We start from the raw sequence: 18,261 nt of genomic DNA on the forward strand, positions 1-18,261 counted from the left end.
CTGACGGGGAGGTGCTGCCATGGGGTCCTTGACAACTAAGATTCAGCTTGGTCTTGCCATCCTCTTTGGCGTTTATGCGTATACCTTGATTGTCCAGACCATTGAGGCTTACGACTCTCTCAAGTCCAAAGAAGTCAGTCGCATTGTCGAGGATGCTACTCGGCAAGCCGCAACCTTGGGTGATTATTTGAGCGAGCAGCAGCGCTTTGTTTCTGAACTGACGCAAGGACCGGAGATTACTAATTTTCTGGTCAATCGCGCTTTGGGGATGTCGCTGCAATATGGCCTGCAAACCAGTCTTGATGCGATTGAGGCCAAGTTTTTTCAAACCCTTAAGGCTCGTCACATTGGAGATATTCCCCTCTACATCCGGTTGGTATTTATCGATGAGGGGGGGGGGCGCTTGGTGGACACCCGCCCCCGGGCAGATTTGCCTCTCCTGCTGGATTCCCCCCCGATCCGTATCGACGCGTCGCACGCGTGGACTCTGATCACCGTTCCCGTGCGTCACAGGGGGCGAGCCGCCGGCTTTGTGGTGGCTTGGAGCGATCTTGGAGGCTTGGCCCGGTTTCTTTTGCCCGCCCCTCAGGACGTCCCGCGCCGAGTGAGCTTTCTCCTGTCCGGGGATCAGGCCGTTGGTGCCGCGCCGGGCCTTGATCTCGACGCCCTGGCCCGGGTCGAGGAGGGAAAGGCGGCCTGGATCCTCTTGGTGCAAGAGCAGCCCCACCTTGTGGTTCGTGCTGCTGTTCCCGGAACCACCTTGTCCCTGGTGAGTGTTGTTTCCGAGGAGGTCCTGGCCGAAAGTCGCAGTCCTGCTGCGTTTCTTGTCATTGCCAGCGTGGTTCCCCCCTTGGGTTTGGTGGCTGTCGTATACTTGGCGCTTTTGCATCGGCGACAGGCTCGCACCGATCGGGCCTTGCGCTCCTCGCGTCTGCGTTTGATGACCATCTCCGATTCCGTGGTCGAAGGAATCGTGATGATCGGGCGCGACGAGCGCGTGGCGTTCGTCAACCGACCCGCTCTAAAAATCCTGAGCCTGTCCGGCGATCCTCCGGCTTACGTCGGGCAACCGCTGGGCCAGGTCTTTCGGCTCGCCGATCGGGGGGGCAGGCCTCCTTGGCTGGCCACGATTATGGATGGTGCAACCCGGCTCAATGATGACGCGACCTTCTTGTCCGCCTCTGGCGTCGTGGTCAGTGTGGCCTATGGGTGTGCCTTTATGCGGGATAGCGATACCGGGGCCGCCGCCATCGTGTCCTTTCGCGACATCAGTTCCCTCAAACAGGCCAAGGCCGAGGCCATGCAGTCGGCGCGTCTGGCCAGCATCGGCCAACTCGCCGCAGGCATTGCCCATGAGATCAATACCCCGGCCCAGTACATTGGCGATAATCTCAGTTATCTTGACGCAGGCCTCCAAACTTTGTGCGCCGTGGTCCGAGACGGCGAGGCTGGAGACAACCGGTTGCTCGGCCGCCTGATCACTGACCTCCCGCAAGCCGTGGCGGAGTCGCGCGAGGGAGTGGAGCAGATCGCTCGCATTGTTTTGTCCATCCGGGAGTTTTCGCACCCGGGACCCTCGGCCCGCGCCGCCGTTGATCTCAACCGAGCCCTTGAGACCACCTTGACGGTGTCAAGGAACTCCTGGAAGCGGGTCGCGGCCATTGACCGCCATCTGGATCCCGATCTTCCTCAGGTGACCTGCCATGCCGGAGCCATCAACCAAGTGCTGCTCAACCTGATTTTGAATGCCGTCCAGGCCATCGAAACCGGTTCACGCCCACTTCCCGGGCGCATTGATGTTGCGACCTGGGCCGATCTTGACGGGGTGGTGATCGAGATCTCGGACACTGGTCCTGGCGTGCCGATGGTCCTGCGCGAGCGCATATTCGACCCGTTCTTTACGACCAAGCCCGTTGGCAAAGGCACCGGGCAGGGGCTGGCCATCTGCCTCGATATTGTCACGCGTCATGGCGGGAGAATCACCGTGGCCGGGGAGGAAGGGGAGGGGGCCGTGTTTACCGTGCGTCTGCCTCTTGGGGGGTGATCCCCTGCGCCCGACCTATCCCCCCCCACCTATCCCCTCCCATTGTCCCTAAGCGGGAAGAGGGATTGACAATACCCGCGTAAATGAGAGTATCTCGCATTCGCGTGACGTTGATCCCCACCGGGGTGACGACGCCCAAGGGTGGGACATGAGGGCAGGAATGGAGCAGGGAACGCCGGACCGCAAGGGGTTTCTGGCAGGCTGGAAGGCAAGGCGCGCACCACGCAGCAGTGATAGTGGGGCCTTGGTAGCCGCTCTCAACAAAGCTGTCTTTGATGCCGTGGCCGATGGAATCGTCAGTCTCGACCGCGAGGGAAGAGTGACCTTTCTTAATCGGGCCGCGCAAACCTTGGGCCAGTGCCGGGAGCGTGACAGCTTGGGGCGGCGAGGCGAGGAAGTCTTCCCCTTCATGGCCGCCTTGCCCACTCTTGATACCATCCCTCGCGAACGTTTCGAGGTCGTTTTGTGTGGTTGTGACGGCGAGATCATTCCCCTTGAGATCGTAGCCGCGCCCATTATTGAAGCGCGGCAGGTCACAGGAACCGTTGTTGTCTTTCGCGACATTCGCGAGCGACGCCATGCCGAGGAAAGTCGGCGTCTCGCGGCCGCCGTTGTGGAGTGGTCGCCCCAGGCGATCGTTGTGGCCGATCTTGGGGGGATGATCATCATCGTCAATCCCGCCTTTTCCCGCCTGTCGGGTTTTGCCAGCGAGGATATTGTGGGCAAGCCCGTGAGTGTACTGCGCTCCGACCACCACGACGCAGCCTTTCATGCCGCCTTGCGCCAGACGCTCGATCGCGATGGCTTGTGGTGCGGCGAAGTCTGGAACCGCCACAAAGACGGCACCCCCTACGCCGTCTGGCTCAGTATCACCCGCGTTAGCGCCGAAGCCGGGGGGGGCTTCCTGGTTGGTTTCTATTTCGATATCACCGAGCGCAAGCGTCATGAAGCACGCATCTTGCAAGAGGCCAACCACGATGCTCTGACCGGCTTGCCCAATCGCCGCATGGTCGAAGAAGGTCTGGAGATTGCCCTGGCCCAAGCACGGCGCGGCGGCCATCGGGTCGCGGTCTTGCTCATTGATCTCGATGGGTTCAAGGCGGTCAACGATACCCACGGCCACGATGCCGGCGATGTTTTGCTTTGTGAGATGGCCCGCCGCATGGCTGCCACCCTTCGGGTTGGCGACATGGTCGCTCGCCTTGGCGGCGACGAGTTTCTCGTGCTGTTGGCTCCGCTGGGGGACGATGCGGAGAACGGCGCCCGACGGGTGGCGCGCCATCTCGTGGAGCAGATCGCCCGGCCCGTTCTCCACGAGGATATCAGCCTTCGGGTGTCGGCCAGCATTGGCATCGCGATCGGCGACGGGACCTGTGAGGGGGGCCCTCTGATCAAGCAGGCCGACCAGGCCATGTACGTGGTCAAGCGCTCAGGCAAGCACGGGTTCCACTTTTATGAGGCCAATAAGGACGATAAGGAGGAAGCATGACTCATCTGTCCCCGCAGACCAGCCAGGGCCAAACCGCCCCGGTTACGGTGCGGGCCTTGCCCTTGGGGGAGGCCCGCGAGGGCGATGTGGTGCGCGTGATCACCTTTCGGGGAGGCGGCCGCGCCGTTGAGGAACTGCTGGCGGCGGGCCTGACGCCGGGGCGCGTTTGCAGCGTCGCGGGGATGGGGCCTGGGGGGGCGGTTTTGGTGGATTTTGAGGGGCGCCGTCTGGCCATTGGCGGCAATGTCGCACGGGACATTTGGGTGCGTCTGGTCGGCGCGTGATCGAATCAGGGGCCGCCTGCCCAAGGGACAGGAGGGGTCTGGGGAGGCAAGCCTCCCCAGCCTTTTTTAGTCACCCATCCACTCATAAAGACGGCCACACTGGCAGTTTCCACAGCCAGAACAAGATCCAGCAGGGCGCACTTGAACCTTGCCTTTCGCCAGCCACCTGTCGAGCACCTGCTGGGCCACCTCGGGAGAGGTATCAAAATGGACGGCGATCTCCTGGGGGCTGACCGGGCCCACACCGTTCATGTAGGCGCGAACACTTTGCATACACAGCATGCCCTGACTCCTTATGGGACGAGGAGGGGGGAACGGGGGTGGCGTCCAACGGCCGCCATCACAGCCCCCATGAGGCCAAGGAACCCAAGGATGCCGGCAATCCAAGCACCGGCGCTCCAGGGATCTCGGGTGATCTGGGCGCTTTGGTAGACCACCACCGCCGCGCTATAGCCCAAGACGGTGGTCCACAGAGCGGCGAAGGCCGTCCAGGCTCCCCCCGCTTCCTGACGGATCGCCCCAGAGGCGGCGACGCAGGGGGTATAGAGCAAGATCAACAACATGTAGGCGAAAGCACCGGCTGCGCCATCGAAGCGCGATGCCATGGCGCCGAACACACTTTCATCCACGTCCAAAGTGGCGGCAGCACTCTCCAAGTCCGTCTGGCGAGCCGCCCCCAAGCCCAGGGGATCGGTGAGGCTGGCTCCCAGGCCGGCAAATCCCTCGGGGATCGTGGCCAGGGCCTCTTGCAATTTTTCGGACAAAGAGGGTTCGGTGCCGTCCTCGGCGTCGGGGGCGGTATCGACCCGGGCGTAGAGGGCGTTCAGGGTGCCGACCACGGCCTCTTTGGCAAAAATGCCGGTAAACAGCCCCACCGCCGCTGGCCAGTTGTCGTCGGTCAGGCCCATGGGGTGAAAGATGGGAGTGAGCGCTCGGCTCGCGGCGGCCAGAACCGACTCTTCGGTATCTTCCTTGCCCAGGCTTCCATCGGTGCCCAACGTGTTCAACACGCTCAGGAGCATCACCATGGGCACAATCACTTTGCCAGCCCGGAATAAAAACCCCCGCAGCCGTTGCCACGCCTGCATCCCGATGCCGCGCGCCGTGGGGAGGTGATAGGGCGGCAATTCCATGACAAAGCGGGTGGGCTCGCCCGGGAGCAAGGTTGCCTTCAGCAACAGGCCGGTTGCGATGGCAAACCCCAAGCCACTGAGATACAGCGCAAAAACGATGTTCTGTCCGTTTTCGGGAAAAAACACGGCGGCAAACAGAACAAAAACCGGTAGCCGCGCGCCGCAACTGACAAACGGGGTCATCATGATGGTCAAAAGGCGGTCGCGTCGGTTTTCAAGGGTCCGTGTCGCCATGATTGATGGCACGTTGCAGCCAAACCCGACAATCAGCGGAACAAACGACTTGCCGGGGAGCCCAATGGCCCGCATGGCACGGTCCATGACAAAGGCCGCGCGCGCCATGTATCCCGAATCTTCCAGAAAGGCCAAAAACAAGAACAGGCAGGCGATGATGGGCACGAACGTTGCGACGGTCTGCAAGCCGCTGCCCACTCCTTGCGCCAGGGCCACGCCAAGAGCCGGCACTCCTGCTTCAGACAGCAGAGCAGGAAGGGCATCAACGAGGAAGGCCGCGAAGACTTGATCAAAAAAATCAACGAACACGCCACCAACGTTGATGGTAAATAAGAACATGAGATAAAGGATGAACAGGAAGACCGGCACACCAAGAAACCGGTTAAGAACGACCTGATCGATGCGCGCCGAAACACTTTTGGACATGCGCCGCCGTCGTGTGGTTGCCGCCTCCATGACCGTGGCAATGAACCCAAACCGGCTGTCGGCAATGAGAATATCCGCCTCCTCGCCCGCTTCAGCCTCGATCTGTGCGCTCAGGGGAGCGACCTCGGCCCGGAGGGAGGACGGCAGGAGATCGGCGGCAAAAGCGTCTCCCTCCAAGAGCTTGAGAGCCGTCCAGCCCGCATCAAGCTGGGGAGCCGCGCGGGCAATTTGGGGGCGCAAGACCGCGATCGCCTGGGTAATCTCCGGGGGCAGGGAGGGGCGCTGCGATGAAGCGGGAGGGGTTCGGCTCAGCCGCTCCTTCAACTCCCTGATCCCTTTGCCCCGGTTGGCCACCAGGGGTACCACCGGGCAGCCCAGGGCTTGCTCCAGGGCTTTCGTGTCGATGCCAAGCCCCTGGCGGTCCGCCATGTCCATCATGTTCAGGCCGATCACCAGGGGCAGGCCCATCTCGAGCAATTGGCTCGTTAGATAAAGATTGCGCTCCAGGTTACCCGCATCAACAATGTTGATGATCAGCGAGGCTTCTCGCGACAACAGGAAGTCCCGGGCAACCCGCTCGTCGGGGGAGCCGGCAGAAAGCCCGCCCAGCATGTAGACCCCCGGCAGGTCCACTCCCTGGATGTCCTCTCCCCCCAGGCTGACCCGACCTTCCTTTTTTTCCACGGTGACCCCGGGCCAGTTGCCCACGCTCTGACGCGATCCCGTCAGGGCGTTGAATACGGTGGTTTTGCCGCAGTTGGGATTGCCCGCGAGGGCGATCACGCGGGACATGCGCGCTCCTCCTCCGCCAAGGCCTCGCCTGGCGCGGGCTCAAGGCGCAAAATCGCCGCCTCGTGCCGACGCAACGTCAAGGTGAAGCCCCGGACCCTGATTTCAAGGGGATCCCCAAGCGGGGCAATCCGCGTCAACTCAAAGACCACGCCGGGGGTCAGGCCCATGGCCAGCAGTCGGCGGCGGTAGGCAAGATCCCCTCGGTCGAGCCCCACCACCCGCGCCCGGTCGCCCGGGCGCAGATCTTCCATGCGGCCCATCTCTCTCTCCCATGATTATAATTATGCGAGTCATTCGCGATATGGGAGGCTAGGCCCTACGGGGGAAGCTGTCAATGACCCGAGAAACCCTGGGGACAGCATCTCGCCCCGGGGCTCCTCCTAAAAACCAAACCGGCCCCCTTAAAAAGGGGCGTATCCTCACACGTAGGGGAAACAGACGGGCAACTCGGCGAGGCGAGGTTGACGCTTGTCCTTTTCGGACAAGATGGCGTCGGCCTCCCCGATGGGCCAGTCGATGCCGAGGTCAGGGTCGTTCCACAACAAACCCTTGTCATGCTCGGGGGAATAGTAGTTGGTAACTTTATAGAGGACTTCGGTGTTGGGCTCCAGCGTCACCAAGCCGTGGGCAAAGCCAATGGGCACGAGGATCTGATTCCAGGCCTCGGCCGAGATAACGGCCGACACATGCTGGCCATAGGTAGCCGAGCCCGTGCGCACATCCACGGCAACGTCTAAAATGGCGCCTCGCACCACCCGGATCAGTTTGTCCTGGGCAAAGGGAGGGGTCTGGAAATGCAGGCCGCGCACCGTGCCCTTTTCGGCGGAAAAGGCGTGGTTATCCTGAACGAAGGTGAGGGTCAGGCCCGCCGCGGCCAGATCGCGCTCGGTGTAGGTTTCGCTAAAAAAGCCTCGTGCATCGCCATGCTTCTTGGGGCGAAGAATCTTGACCTCGGGAATGGCGAGGCTTTCGACAAGGATAGACATAAAGGATCCCTTTCTCTGGGTATGGGCGCGGCGGCGATCCTACGCCGGCAGCCCCCTTCTGTCATCCGTTGGCGCGAAAAACGGCGCCCGCTTTTGCGGAGCTTTTTCTCTTGTTGGGGAGGTCAATGAACAGGGCTGAGGTAATCCACCCGGTCATAGAGCGAAATCAACAGTTCCAAGGCCTTCAGGCCATCTTCATCATTGGCCTCGCCCATCTCTTGGGCTTTGCGCGAGCGGGTGGTCAGCACCGAGGACACGGTTTGCGCCAGATACTCATCGTGATGGTAGCTATTTACCGTTGCAGCGATACTGTCCACCCGAGGGACGGTTCGGGGTTCGCGCGCCGCCAGAGCCAGCTTGCGCTCCAGCTCCGAATAGAGATCAAACGCAATCAGCATGTTGGTAATAAAGGAACGATGATGGCGGGGTAGAATGCTCTTAAGGGCAAAGCGATCAGCAGCAATTTCCTGCTCGCGGCTATAGGAGGAGGCCCCCAGGCCATGGGTCAAGGCGATGTGCCCAATTTCGTGCATGGCAACATAGGTCAAGCAGCCATGCATGCCATCCACAATTTGCTGCTTGTGGGTGTCGATGAAAATATCACTGAACAAGGGCAGAGCTTTAAGGTTCTTGAAATGAACCAGGGACAAATCGCGGGCGGCGGTCATCACCGGCTTGAGGGTGGCCAGCGCGCCCTCGGGGTCGGGAGCCTTGCGGCGCAGCATGTGGCACAGGTTGGTGCCCAGAACGGAAAGGGACAGGCGGTACAGGGCCGCTTCCAGCACGCCCGAGAAAATGGTCACGTAAGGACCTTGGTCCCTCCGGGCCGCATAGGTATGAAATTGACCCGAGTTGACCACAAAAATCGGCACACTCTCCAGGTATTCCCGCGCGGTCTCGGTAAGGCAGAAAGAGTAATCCTCCAGCATCTTTCTGACCTTGAGGGTCGGAGCATCGGTGTCGCGGATTACTTGGCCCGCAGGGTTCAGGATCTCGATGAGCCTGTGCTTATCGCTTAAGACAAGGGGCGCCCCATCGGTCGCCCCCTGGCACTCCAGGTCTTCCAGGATCTGATCACACGATAAAACAGACATCACCACCGGCCCTCCTCCCCACCCCCAAGATGTTCGACCGTGTTTCCCATGGGTTTTCCCTCTTGTGGGCCTCCTGGAGGCCGGGGCCGCGGGCCTCTTGGGGGATGGCCTTTTGGGGAGGGCGGGAATCGGGCGCGGAGCCTATCGGGAAAAGTCAGGGTATATTGCGTCAGTTGTCTCTTTGTGGGAGAGAAAACGCTTCCAGGCTGAAAGTACTCTCGCCGGTCTCCTGCCGAAGGGGGGAGGCGGTGTCGATATCCCCGAAAAATGGTCATTTTTGTCGCCCCAAGCCGCGTGGGTATCCCCTATTTTAGGTGAATTTTAAATTTTTTGTATATCAATTTATCCTATTGCGCGGCCTTCCCTCATAAGGAAGGCGCCTATAAAAAAGGTTGGGGAGGCGCAGCCTCCCCAAACCCCTCATATCTTTTGGTCCTTGGGACGAGGCGTTCTCAAGCGCCGGCCATCATGGCCGCCACGTCTTCATCCACGGACCCGATCGGCCGGAGATGGAAGCGCTCGACCAGAACCTGGGCAACCGCTGGCGACAGGAACGCGGGCAAGCTGGGGCCCAGCCGGATCCCCTTCACCCCCAGAGCGAGAAGAGCCAGCAACACCGCTACCGCCTTTTGTTCATACCAAGCAATGTCGTAAGAGACCGGCAGCTCGTTGATATCTTCCAGGCCGAAGGCATCCTTGAGCGCCAGGGCGATCAGCGCCAGGGAGTAGGAGTCGTTGCACTGGCCAGCGTCCAGAACCCGCGGAATACCGTTGATGGTCCCAAGATCAAGCTTGTTGTAACGGTATTTAGCGCACCCGGCGGTCAGGATGACGCTGTCTTGCGGCAGGGTCTGCGCGACCTCGGTGTAATAGGTGCGCGCCCGGTGCCGGCCATCACAGCCCGCCATGACGACAAAGCGCCGGATGGCCCCTTGCTGGACAGCCTCGACCACGGCACCGGCCAAGGCCAGAACCTGCTGGTGGGCAAAGCCGATGGTCAACTGGCCGGCTTCCAGCGCCGTGGGCGGCGGACACTGACGAGCGCGGGCGATCAGGGCGGAAAAGTCCTTGGCGCCGCCCTCGGGGCGATCGGCAACGTGGTGGGCCCCCTCGTAACTCACCACGCCAGTGGTATAAAGACGGTCCAGATACGTATTGTCTTGGCGCAGTGGAACAAGGCAGTTGGTAGTCATAAGGATGGGGCCTTGGAACGCCTCGAAATCCTGGGTCTGCTGCCACCACGCCCCGCCGTAGTTTCCCGCAAGGTGGGGGTATTTCTTCAAGGCAGGATAAGCATGGGCTGGGAGCATTTCGCCATGAGTGTAAACGTCGAGACCGGTTCCCTCGGTCTGACGCAGCAGCTCTTCCAGATCACGCAGATCATGGCCGCTGACCAAGATCCCGGGCCGGGTCCGCACCCCAAGGGCCACCTGGGAAATCTCGGGGGCGCCATAGGTCGTGGTATTGGCTTCGTCCAGCAGGGCCATGGCCGCGATCGCCACGTGGCCCGCTTCCAGGACCAGGGCAACCAGCGTGTCGGCGGGCAGGTCGCGCAAGGTTGCCGCCATCGCCCGCTCGATGAACAGGCCGATCTCGGCCTTCTCGTACCCCAGATGGGCCGCGTGTTCGGCGTAGGCGGCAATCCCCTTCACCCCCAGAACCAGCAGCTCGCGCAAGGACCGGATGTCTGGGTTCTCGGTGGCCAAAACACCCACGTCGGCCGCCTTGGCGGCAAAGGCCAACGCCGGTGCGTGCCACGTCGCCGCCTCGGGCAAGGGTTCCGCCCACGACGCCCCGGTCCGCTCCAGGAAACGGCGTCGCAAGGCATTGCGCCGCTCCAGGGCTTCCTCGATCAGCGCCACGAAGCGCGTGTCGTCCCAACCCACGTTGGTGATTGTCGAGAACAAGGCGCGCCGGATGAAGCTGTCGTGGGTACGATCCCCAAGGCCAAGGCCGGTCAGGGCTTCGCCATACCAAGCCATTCCACGGACCACAAAAACCAGGAGATCCTGGAGCCCCGCGGTGCTTTCCCGCTTCCCGCACACTCCTTTGACGGTGCAGCCGCTGTGCAGCGCCGTTTCCTCGCACTGGTAACAATACATGAAAGCCTCCTTGGGTCGGCAGCGCGTCGGCGTCCGCCTCTGGACGCCTTAAGTCGCATTTCCTATACCTATTAGACCCCAGGAAACTGGCATTGTAAATACCTATTTGGAGCGCTCGGCCATGCGTCTGACCTTATTCACCGATCTCGGCTTGCGAACCTTGATGCGTTTGGCCGGGGAGCCGGAGCGCCTGTTTACAACCGAAGAAATTTCCCGCGATTTAAAAGTATCGCGCAACCACTTGACCAAGGTGGTCAGTGATTTGGCGGCGGCGGGGTTTGTGCAGACGCGCCGGGGAGCAGGGGGCGGGTTTCACCTCGCCCGATCGCCCGAGACCATCATCATCGGCGACGTGGCTCGGGCCCTGGAAGGGGATCAACCCTTGGTGGAGTGTTTTCAGGCCGATGGGGGGGCTTGTACCCTCATGCCGGGCTGCCGCCTCAAGGGGCGGTTGGCGGCGGCGCAAGCGGCTTTTTTTCGGGAGCTGGATGGCATGACCCTTGCCGAGTGCGCGACGCCGCGACCGAAAATCCCGGGGTGATCAGGGCATGTTGTCTTCGGTAAAAAGGAAACCATCCTCGTCGTGCCAGGGGCGGCTGACCGGCCGCGGCAGGCGGGTGAGGCAAAATTCGGTGTAGTCCCGCCCCCGTTCCGTTTCGACGACCTCGCACAGCTCCCGGGAGGAGACGACCCTTTTGTATTGATCGTAAATGATTCCGCCCCGCTGCAAGAGCTTTTTCCATTCCTGCCAGGACCGGATCTCGCCCGTGCCGTGGAACAGGAATTTCCATCCCCAGCAGCTCTCGCCGATCTCGATGCTGGATCCTGCCGCCAAGGCTTCCGAGGATCCCACGGCATTCCAATAGTACTTCGTTCCCATGATCCGAACCTCCGCAGGCCAGGCGTCACGTGTGTGCCGTCGTCAGGGTGTTTTTTGGGGGAGAAGAGGGGAGGGGTGCGCTGCGTTGAAGGGGGGCGCTGAAAGATCCAGTCTTCTCCTCATGGGGAAAAGTTTATAGACCTTTGTCTGCGGATGCAAGGGCAATCTGATCCGCGCCATAATCTTTAGTTTATATAAAAAGCGGGGTTAATTCATAAAAAAGGCTGGGGAGGCTTGCCTCCCCACGACCCCTCCGTCCCTTTTTAGGTAAGGGGTGGTTTTCGGGGGGTCGTTTTCTTTTGGTCCGATCCGGCTTTCCTCGCCGCGCAGCAAGCGGCGGATGTTTTCATGATGGCGCGCCCAAGCCAGGGCCGCCAGCAAGGCAAAAACCACCGCGTGGGCCGGGGTGGCGAGGAACAGGGCATACACCGGCGCCAGGGCCAAGCACACCAGAGCCGCCAGTGAGCTGTAGCGAAACGCCGCCGCCACCGCGACCCAGGTCAGGCAGGCCGCAAGACCGACCGGCCAGGATGTGGCCAGCAAGGTTCCCAAGGTGGTGGCAACCCCTTTGCCCCCCTTGAAGCGCAACCAAACCGGATAATTATGCCCCAGAACCGCCAAACCGCCAGCCACCAGGGCGGGCAGGGGACCGGCCAAGACCAAGGCGATCAAGGCGGCAATGGCTCCCTTGGCGGAATCCAGCACCAACGTCGCCAGCGCCAGATCCTTGCGTCCGGTCCGCAGGACATTGGTCGCGCCGATATTGCCCGATCCAATGGCACGGATGTCGCCAAGGCCGGCCAAGCGCACCAGCACCAGCCCGAACGGAACAGACCCCAGCAGATACCCGCCAAGGCCGCACAGCAAAAGCACACTCCAGGAGGGATCAAACATGAGAGAACACCGTTCGGCCATCGACAACCGTGCGCAGGACACGCCCTTGCACCGGACGTCCGTCAAAGGGGGTATTCTTGGATTTGGAGCGGAATTCGCCGGCCAGGATCTGCCAGGGACGCTCAAGGTCAAAAATCACCAGATCCGCCTTGGCACCCGCGCGCAACCGTCCGGCGTCCAGGCCTAAAAGCCGGGCCGGGGCCACGGTCAGACAGCGCAAGACATCCAGCAAGGACATCTGGCCCGTGTGGACCAGATCGAGGGACACCGGGAGCAAGGTTTCCAGGCCGACCGCGCCGAAGGCAGCCGCCGCGAAGGTCTGGCGCTTGGCGTCTTGGTCCTGGGGAGAGTGGTCGCTGGCGATGCAGTCGATCACCCCATCGCGCAAGCCCGCGACAATGGCTTCCCGGTCCGCTTCCGCGCGCAAGGGGGGCGAGAGCTTGGCAAAAGTCTTGTAGTCGCCCACCGCCAGCTCGTTGAGCGCGAAATAAAAGGGTGCGGTGTCGCAGGTCACCCGCAGGCCCTGGGCCTTGGCTCGGCGAATGATCTCCACGCTCTCGGCCGTGCTGATGTGGGCGGCGTGGTAGCGCCCTCCGGTCATGGCCACCAGACGCATGTCGCGTTCAAGCAAGATGATCTCGGCCTCACGCGGGATCCCGGCCAGCCCCATACGAGTGGCCACCATGCCCGCGTTCATCACCCCCCCAGCCAAGCTCGGCTCCTCGGGGTGCTGCATGACCAGCAGGTCAAAGGTCGAAGCATAGGACAGCACCCGACGCATGACCTGGGCGCTGGCAATGGCCTTAACGCCATCGGTGAACGCGACCGCGCCGGATTCGGCCATGATGCCCATCTCGGTCAGGGCCTCGCCCTTCAGGGCCTTGGTGCAGGCCCCGTAGCAATACACCTTGGCCAGACCAGCCAGCCGGGCGCGCCGGGCCACGAACTCCAAGGTGGCCTCGTCGTCCATGGGCGGATCGGTGTTGGGCAGGCAGACCAAGGACGTGATGCCCCCGGCCACCGCCGCCTGGCCCGCCGAGCGCATGCTTTCCATGTGCTCCTGGCCGGGCTCGCGCAGTTGTACGCGCATGTCGATTAGGCCCGGGGCTAAGCAGGCCTCCAGGCAGTCCACCACCAGGGTTCCGGCCGGCACCGTGGTCGCGCTGACCTCGGGCCCAACCTGGGTAATGTGCTCGCCCTCGGTCAACACGCCACCCGGCCCATCGACTCCGGTCGCCGGGTCCAGCAGGCGGGCGTTGACATAGGCCACGCGGCCAGGATCACGCTGGGCCATGCGCCCCTCCCTCGGAACGGCGCAACTGGGCGCACAGAACATCCAGGACCGCCATGCGGACCACCACTCCCATCTCGACCTGTTCGCGGATTACGCTTCGCGCGAAGTCGTCGGCAACATCGGAGTCAATCTCGACCCCGCGATTCATCGGGCCCGGATGCATGATGAGGGCATCGGGCTTGGCCAGGGCCAGCTTGTCGCGGTCAAGGCCGAAAAAGCGGAAATACTCGCGCACGCTGGGCAAAACATTGCCCGACATGCGTTCATTTTGCAGTCGCAACATCATGATGATGTCGGCGTCGCGCAGGCCTTCGCGCAAATCGTAATGGACACTCACCCCCAACTGGCGCATGCCAGAGGGCACCAGGGGGCGCGGACCAACAACCCGCACGTTGGCTCCCATGGTGGTCAGCAGGTGGATGTTCGAGCGGGCGACCCGGGAATGTTGGACATCGCCGCAGATCGCCACTTCCAGACCGCTCAAATGTCCCTTGCGCCGCCGAATGGTCAGGGCATCGAGGAGAGCCTGGGTGGGATGCTCGTGACTGCCGTCGCCCGCGTTGATCACCGCGCAATTGACCTTTTGCGCCAGCAAGGCCGCCGCGCCGGATTCCGGGTGCCGGATCACCAAGATGTCCGGGTGCATGGCGTTCAGCGTGACCGCCGTGTCGATCAGGGTTTCCCCCTTGGAGACGCTGGAGGAGGCCACTTGCATATTGATCACATCCGCGCCCAGGCGCTTGGCCGCGACCTCGAAACTCGTGCGCGTGCGTGTCGAGTTTTCAAAAAAAAGGTTGATGACGGTACCGCCATACAACACGCTTTGGCTGCGATCAGGCAAGCGGGTATTGCCTACGTAGCGATCGGCGTGGTCAAGCAGGGCCGTGATCTCGTGGGGCAACAGCCCCTCGATGCCCAAAAGATGGCGGTGGCGATAGTCGGGAATCGTTGGTGCGCTCATGATGGCAAACTATAGGCCGGGCGGGCGGGGCCGGCAACGAAAAGCAAGGCCCCTGTGCGGAGCGTCACTGTCTGGCGGCGGCGTTTCCCCTACAAAAACACTCAAGCCCTGTGGGGGGCCACATCAGAGTCGTTTCGGGGAGGACCGCACCATGAGAACGCGCTGGCTGGATCATCTGGGGATCAATCGGTTGGGAGGGCCTGTCACCCGTGCGGTGATGCCGGCAGCCCTTATGATTTTGGGGGGCGGACTGGGAATGGCTTTAGTCGCGGCGGCTGGTACCTTGTCTTGGTGAGGGGGATGTTTCCTTCTAAGGGTGCCGAGCAAGATCTGCTCGGGATGATTTTTGTTTCGAAACAGAAATGACATCGCCTCGCTCAAATCAGAGGGGGCGAAGTCATTTTTGGCGTTCGCCAAGCTATTCTAGAAATAAAATGTCTCTTTTTCAGAGGGAAGGGGCTTTATAAGGGGGCTGGCTCTCTCCTTTTTGATCGCCCCACCTTTTTATTAGAGACAAAAATATACATTTATATCCTCAATTCGGGTTGGTGCGCTGTGCTATCCGGTGCATAATTCCTCTTGCGTCGCTGTTGTCCCCGCGTGGCTCCGGGAGTGCGGAGCGAGAGGGGCGTTTCAGATTCGGGCCCGCTCGCCACAAGAGAGGCGCTTCCTTGTGGCTTTGAAGGAAGAGCACACGATGTTTTTCGGTGTCGGTAAAGCGCGTGAAGCCCAGGCCGTTCTCGCGGCCCTCGACAAAACGTTCGCGTGTATCGAGTTTTCGGCCGATGGCGTGATTCTCGAGGCCAACCCGGCTTTTTTACGGCTTTTTGGGTACGCTTTGTCCGAACTTGTTGGCAAGCCCTACGGAATTTTCCTGCCCTCTGGCGAGCGTGACGGGGCTGAGAGCCGGGCATTGTGGGAGGCGCTGCGGCGCGGTGACCCCCAGCACGCCCAGGTGCGTCGTCTTGGCAAGGATGGGCGAGAACATTGGGTCGAAGCCTCCTATAGCCCCGTTGTCTCGGATCGTGGCGAAATCCTCAAAATCATCGAGTATGCCAACGACATCACAGCGTCACGTCAGACCTTCAGCGAACTACGCGGCAAGGTCATGGCCATTGAAAAATCCCAAGCCGTGATCGAATTCGACCTGCACGGGACGATTCTCACTGCGAACGACATCTTCCTCAAGGCGATGGGGTATACCCTCGACGAGATCAAGGGACGTTCCCACTCCTTGTTTGTCGAGCCTGCCTTCCGGGACAGCCGCGAATATCAGCAGTTCTGGGACGCCCTGCGCCGCGGCGAGTTCAAGGCCGGCCGCTATCGGCGGCTGGGCAAAGGGGGGCGTGAGGTCTGGATCGAAGGGGCCTATAATCCGGTGTTCGATCTGGCGGGCCACCCCATCAAGGTGGTCAAGTTTGCGGCCGACGTCACCGCTCAGGTTCGATTGCTGGCCGATCTCAAGACCTTGATCGACGTCAATTTGACCGATATCGACCACGCAGTGCATCAGTCCACCAATGAGGCCGAGGCCGCCAGCCGGGCCGCGGGTGAGGCCACCACCACCATGCAGACCGTGGCCGCTAGCTCGGAGGAACTCGCCGCCTCCATCGCCGAAATCTCGCGCAACATGAGCCAGTCGCTGGCTGCGACCAATGCGGCCTTTGATCAGGTCGGGCAGGCCGGCCAATCGACCGAGGCTTTGTCCCAGGCCGCGGTCGCCATGGGCGGCATCGTCGGGTTGATCCAGAATATCGCCGGGCAGATCAATCTTCTGGCCCTGAACGCCACCATCGAATCCGCCCGGGCCGGCGAGGCGGGCAAGGGTTTTGCCGTGGTCGCCCAGGAGGTCAAGAATCTCGCCAATCAGGCCGCCCGCGCCACCGAGCAGATTACCCGGGAAATCGAAAGCGTTCAGGGGATTGCCGGGGATGTGGTCGGCGCCCTGGAGGGCGTTGGTAAGTCTATCGGCGTGGTTCAGGACCTTGTGTCCAGTACTGCCTCGGCGGTCGAGGAGCAAAGCGTCGTCACCCGCGATACGTCGGCCAACATGCGAACGGGCCGCCGATGCGGTTGGGGGGATTACACAGAACATGGGGCGTATCGTCAATGCGGTCCGCCAAGCCGAGGATGCCCTGGGTCAAACCCAAAAAGCCGCCCGAGGGCTGGCACAATAGGGGCCGTCAGGGGAGCGCTGCGGCGAGGGCTGTCAAATCCACGACGCCACGGCCCCAAACCCCGCCAGCGGCGGCAGAGGGGCCCTCATAAGGACCGTCCAGGGCTCCCGTGGGGCTCTAGTATTATTTATTTCGAGCCAACCACTCGCTGGGCCGTAGGAAAGTGCCTTGCCACAGGCCGGCTTTTTGGGTCTTGGCCTGATCTTGGGCATCGTAGTAGCGGCCCTCGGTCCCGGCGGCCAGAGCCCACCCCTGGTTGACCAGGGATTGATTGATCTCCAGGCGCTCCACGAGACACAGGGCGACCTTGTTGCCTTGGGCGTCTTCGCCGCGCACACGGCATGTCACGGTTCTGTTCTTGACCATTTCCAGCAAGAAGTACGCGGCCCAGCGGCCACAGGGCCAGTCCTGGCCGGTGGGGGTGGTGCAACTCTGGGCCAGGGGAGGGGCCTCAAGGTTCGAGAGAGTCACGGGCGTGCCCCCCTGGCAGGTGCCGTAAGACCGCTTGCCGTTGATCGAGAGGTGCCCGGCATCGCTGACGCATGCAGGGCCCTTTATTTCCTCAGCGGCCGTTGCAACCCCGGCGATGGCCCACGCCATCAGCCCGCCCAACAAGGCCCGTCGGACAAAAAGGCCATACATCATGTGAGGGTCTCCCATTTCGTTACCGCCTCTATACTTGTATCATGGGGCGGTGTCCCAGTCCCGGGGCACGAAGACATAGGCCGAGTCATAGTTTAGGAAAAACCGCATGAGCGACGAAAGAACAGGGGCCGATGGCCCTGGGGATGGACGGCAGCGGGTTCACATGACCCTGACCGGTCGCCTGCGTGCCTATTTTATCGCCGGTATTTTGGTGACCACCCCCATTTCGATCACGTTGTTCGTGGCCTGGACTCTCATGCAGGCCATCGACCGCTGGATTATCGGCATGTTGCCCACCACCTACCAGTTCTCGCTGCCGCTGCCGGGGATTGGGCTGGTGGTTCTAGTGGCGGCACTGACGTTTGTCGGCGCCTTTACTGCCGGATACATGGGCCGTCTCCTGGTGCGCACGGGAGAGGGAATTGTTGGTCAGGTACCCGTGATTCGCTCCATCTACGGGGCCCTCAAGCAGATTGTCGAAACTGTTCTGGCGCAGCAGTCGGCGGCTTTCCGTCAGGTGGTCCTGGTTGAGTACCCGCGCCCTGGCCTGTGGGCGCTGGCTTTTATCACCGGCGTGACCGAGGGAGAGGTGCAAAACTTGACCGAGGATGAAGTCATTAACGTCTTTCTGCCGACCACGCCTAATCCCACGTCTGGATTTTTGTTATTTGTGCCTCGCCGGGATTTGGTGGTGCTCGACATGCCGGTCGAGGATGGGATCAAAATGGTGATTTCTGGTGGGATCTTTACCCCGCCGGACCGTCGGCCTCCTGAGGAACGGGAAAAACCGTTTTTTACCTCGCGTAGCGACGCCTGAGGTTTTGGG

Annotated in this window: 16 protein-coding genes and 2 pseudogenes; 7 read left to right on the forward strand and 11 right to left on the reverse strand. The window is 61.7% G+C overall.

Annotated elements, in window-relative coordinates; translation table 11 throughout:
- Positions 1–19 precede the first annotated feature (19 nt).
- The 3 genes from RSPPHO_RS18030 to RSPPHO_RS13135 all read left to right on the forward strand — a co-directional run bounded on the left by RSPPHO_RS18030 (position 20) and on the right by RSPPHO_RS13135 (position 3,817).
- Complete coding sequence (locus RSPPHO_RS18030; protein ID WP_014415699.1) at positions 20–2,044, forward strand: sensor histidine kinase; 2,025 nt, start codon at positions 20–22, stop codon at positions 2,042–2,044.
- Positions 2,045–2,192: 148 nt separating this feature from the next.
- Positions 2,193–3,533, forward strand: coding sequence for a diguanylate cyclase domain-containing protein (locus RSPPHO_RS13130; protein WP_014415700.1), 1,341 nt, complete (start codon positions 2,193–2,195; stop codon positions 3,531–3,533).
- Positions 3,530–3,817 (forward strand): FeoA family protein, encoded by a 288-nt coding sequence (locus RSPPHO_RS13135; RefSeq protein WP_014415701.1) that lies wholly within the window; start codon positions 3,530–3,532, stop codon positions 3,815–3,817. The genes RSPPHO_RS13130 and RSPPHO_RS13135 overlap by 4 nt, the downstream gene beginning before the upstream one ends.
- Positions 3,818–3,883: 66 nt before the next feature.
- Here RSPPHO_RS13135 and RSPPHO_RS13140 read toward each other — a convergent pair whose 3' ends face one another.
- The 6 genes from RSPPHO_RS13140 to hcp all read right to left on the reverse strand — a co-directional run bounded on the left by RSPPHO_RS13140 (position 3,884) and on the right by hcp (position 10,584).
- Positions 3,884–4,099 (reverse strand): FeoC-like transcriptional regulator, encoded by a 216-nt coding sequence (locus RSPPHO_RS13140; protein ID WP_041795530.1) that lies wholly within the window; start codon positions 4,097–4,099, stop codon positions 3,884–3,886.
- 11 nt (positions 4,100–4,110) lie between these two features.
- Positions 4,111–6,402 carry a Fe(2+) transporter permease subunit FeoB gene (gene feoB, locus RSPPHO_RS13145; RefSeq protein WP_014415702.1) on the reverse strand — a complete coding sequence of 764 codons (2,292 nt, stop codon included), beginning with the start codon at positions 6,400–6,402 and terminating at the stop codon, positions 4,111–4,113.
- Positions 6,390–6,653 (reverse strand): FeoA family protein, encoded by a 264-nt coding sequence (locus RSPPHO_RS13150; protein WP_242390498.1) that lies wholly within the window; start codon positions 6,651–6,653, stop codon positions 6,390–6,392. Before RSPPHO_RS13150 ends, feoB begins: the two co-directional genes overlap by 13 nt.
- Positions 6,654–6,821: 168 nt before the next feature.
- Positions 6,822–7,388 carry a dTDP-4-dehydrorhamnose 3,5-epimerase gene (gene rfbC / locus RSPPHO_RS13155; protein WP_014415705.1) on the reverse strand — a complete coding sequence of 189 codons (567 nt, stop codon included), beginning with the start codon at positions 7,386–7,388 and terminating at the stop codon, positions 6,822–6,824.
- A 122-nt stretch (positions 7,389–7,510) separates the two neighbouring features.
- A complete protein-coding gene (locus RSPPHO_RS13160) occupies positions 7,511–8,485 on the reverse strand; it encodes a hypothetical protein (RefSeq protein ID WP_157879242.1) in 975 nt (324 codons plus the stop codon).
- Positions 8,486–8,934: 449 nt separating this feature from the next.
- Positions 8,935–10,584: a hydroxylamine reductase gene (gene hcp / locus RSPPHO_RS13165; RefSeq protein WP_014415707.1), complete on the reverse strand. Its 1,650-nt coding sequence runs from the start codon at positions 10,582–10,584 to the stop codon at positions 8,935–8,937.
- Between the two features lie 121 nt (positions 10,585–10,705).
- Here hcp and RSPPHO_RS13170 point away from each other — a divergent pair, with 121 nt between their 5' ends.
- Complete coding sequence (locus RSPPHO_RS13170) at positions 10,706–11,125, forward strand: RrF2 family transcriptional regulator (RefSeq protein ID WP_041797432.1); 420 nt, start codon at positions 10,706–10,708, stop codon at positions 11,123–11,125.
- Here RSPPHO_RS13170 and RSPPHO_RS13175 read toward each other — a convergent pair whose 3' ends face one another.
- The 4 genes and pseudogenes from RSPPHO_RS13175 to RSPPHO_RS13190 form a co-directional block, all read right to left on the reverse strand.
- Complete coding sequence (locus RSPPHO_RS13175; RefSeq protein ID WP_014415709.1) at positions 11,126–11,464, reverse strand: hypothetical protein; 339 nt, start codon at positions 11,462–11,464, stop codon at positions 11,126–11,128.
- Between the two features lie 282 nt (positions 11,465–11,746).
- Positions 11,747–12,358, reverse strand: a pseudogene (gene plsY / locus RSPPHO_RS13180) (glycerol-3-phosphate 1-O-acyltransferase PlsY); the annotation flags it as partial.
- Positions 12,351–13,652, reverse strand: coding sequence for a dihydroorotase (pyrC, locus tag RSPPHO_RS13185; protein WP_041795535.1), 1,302 nt, complete (start codon positions 13,650–13,652; stop codon positions 12,351–12,353). The pseudogene plsY and the gene pyrC, both read right to left, overlap by 8 nt.
- Positions 13,639–14,613: an aspartate carbamoyltransferase catalytic subunit gene (locus RSPPHO_RS13190; protein ID WP_014415712.1), complete on the reverse strand. Its 975-nt coding sequence runs from the start codon at positions 14,611–14,613 to the stop codon at positions 13,639–13,641. The genes pyrC and RSPPHO_RS13190 overlap by 14 nt, the downstream gene beginning before the upstream one ends.
- A gap of 151 nt (positions 14,614–14,764) precedes the next feature.
- Between RSPPHO_RS13190 and RSPPHO_RS20175 the strand changes: the two genes are divergently transcribed.
- Entirely contained in the window at positions 14,765–14,908 is a 144-nt protein-coding gene (locus RSPPHO_RS20175) for a hypothetical protein (RefSeq protein WP_157879243.1), read from the forward strand.
- A gap of 402 nt (positions 14,909–15,310) precedes the next feature.
- Positions 15,311–16,588: pseudogene (locus RSPPHO_RS13195) on the forward strand (methyl-accepting chemotaxis protein); the annotation flags it as partial.
- A gap of 325 nt (positions 16,589–16,913) precedes the next feature.
- Here the strand turns inward: RSPPHO_RS13195 and RSPPHO_RS13200 are convergent.
- Positions 16,914–17,435: a thermonuclease family protein gene (locus RSPPHO_RS13200; RefSeq protein WP_041795537.1), complete on the reverse strand. Its 522-nt coding sequence runs from the start codon at positions 17,433–17,435 to the stop codon at positions 16,914–16,916.
- A 106-nt stretch (positions 17,436–17,541) separates the two neighbouring features.
- Here RSPPHO_RS13200 and RSPPHO_RS13205 point away from each other — a divergent pair, with 106 nt between their 5' ends.
- Positions 17,542–18,252: a DUF502 domain-containing protein gene (locus tag RSPPHO_RS13205; RefSeq protein WP_014415715.1), complete on the forward strand. Its 711-nt coding sequence runs from the start codon at positions 17,542–17,544 to the stop codon at positions 18,250–18,252.
- Positions 18,253–18,261: the final 9 nt, after the last annotated feature.

Source organism: Pararhodospirillum photometricum DSM 122 (assembly GCF_000284415.1).
Taxonomy (GTDB): domain Bacteria; phylum Pseudomonadota; class Alphaproteobacteria; order Rhodospirillales; family Rhodospirillaceae; genus Pararhodospirillum; species Pararhodospirillum photometricum.

Excerpts from the sequence above, each read along its gene's own strand:
- hcp (WP_014415707.1), bottom strand. The coding sequence starts at position 10,584 with ATGTATTGTTACCAGTGCGAGGAAACGGCGCTGCACAGCGGCTGCACC.
- RSPPHO_RS13150 (WP_242390498.1), bottom strand. The coding sequence starts at position 6,653 with ATGGAAGATCTGCGCCCGGGCGACCGGGCGCGGGTGGTGGGGCTCGAC.
- RSPPHO_RS13200 (WP_041795537.1), bottom strand. The coding sequence starts at position 17,435 with ATGATGTATGGCCTTTTTGTCCGACGGGCCTTGTTGGGCGGGCTGATG.
- rfbC (WP_014415705.1), bottom strand. The coding sequence starts at position 7,388 with ATGTCTATCCTTGTCGAAAGCCTCGCCATTCCCGAGGTCAAGATTCTT.
- RSPPHO_RS20175 (WP_157879243.1), top strand. The coding sequence starts at position 14,765 with ATGAGAACGCGCTGGCTGGATCATCTGGGGATCAATCGGTTGGGAGGG.
- RSPPHO_RS13190 (WP_014415712.1), bottom strand. The coding sequence starts at position 14,613 with ATGAGCGCACCAACGATTCCCGACTATCGCCACCGCCATCTTTTGGGC.
- RSPPHO_RS13205 (WP_014415715.1), top strand. The coding sequence starts at position 17,542 with ATGAGCGACGAAAGAACAGGGGCCGATGGCCCTGGGGATGGACGGCAG.
- pyrC (WP_041795535.1), bottom strand. The coding sequence starts at position 13,652 with ATGGCCCAGCGTGATCCTGGCCGCGTGGCCTATGTCAACGCCCGCCTG.
- RSPPHO_RS13170 (WP_041797432.1), top strand. The coding sequence starts at position 10,706 with ATGCGTCTGACCTTATTCACCGATCTCGGCTTGCGAACCTTGATGCGT.
- RSPPHO_RS13135 (WP_014415701.1), top strand. The coding sequence starts at position 3,530 with ATGACTCATCTGTCCCCGCAGACCAGCCAGGGCCAAACCGCCCCGGTT.
- feoB (WP_014415702.1), bottom strand. The coding sequence starts at position 6,402 with ATGTCCCGCGTGATCGCCCTCGCGGGCAATCCCAACTGCGGCAAAACC.
- RSPPHO_RS13130 (WP_014415700.1), top strand. The coding sequence starts at position 2,193 with ATGAGGGCAGGAATGGAGCAGGGAACGCCGGACCGCAAGGGGTTTCTG.
- RSPPHO_RS18030 (WP_014415699.1), top strand. The coding sequence starts at position 20 with ATGGGGTCCTTGACAACTAAGATTCAGCTTGGTCTTGCCATCCTCTTT.
- RSPPHO_RS13175 (WP_014415709.1), bottom strand. The coding sequence starts at position 11,464 with ATGGGAACGAAGTACTATTGGAATGCCGTGGGATCCTCGGAAGCCTTG.
- RSPPHO_RS13140 (WP_041795530.1), bottom strand. The coding sequence starts at position 4,099 with ATGCTGTGTATGCAAAGTGTTCGCGCCTACATGAACGGTGTGGGCCCG.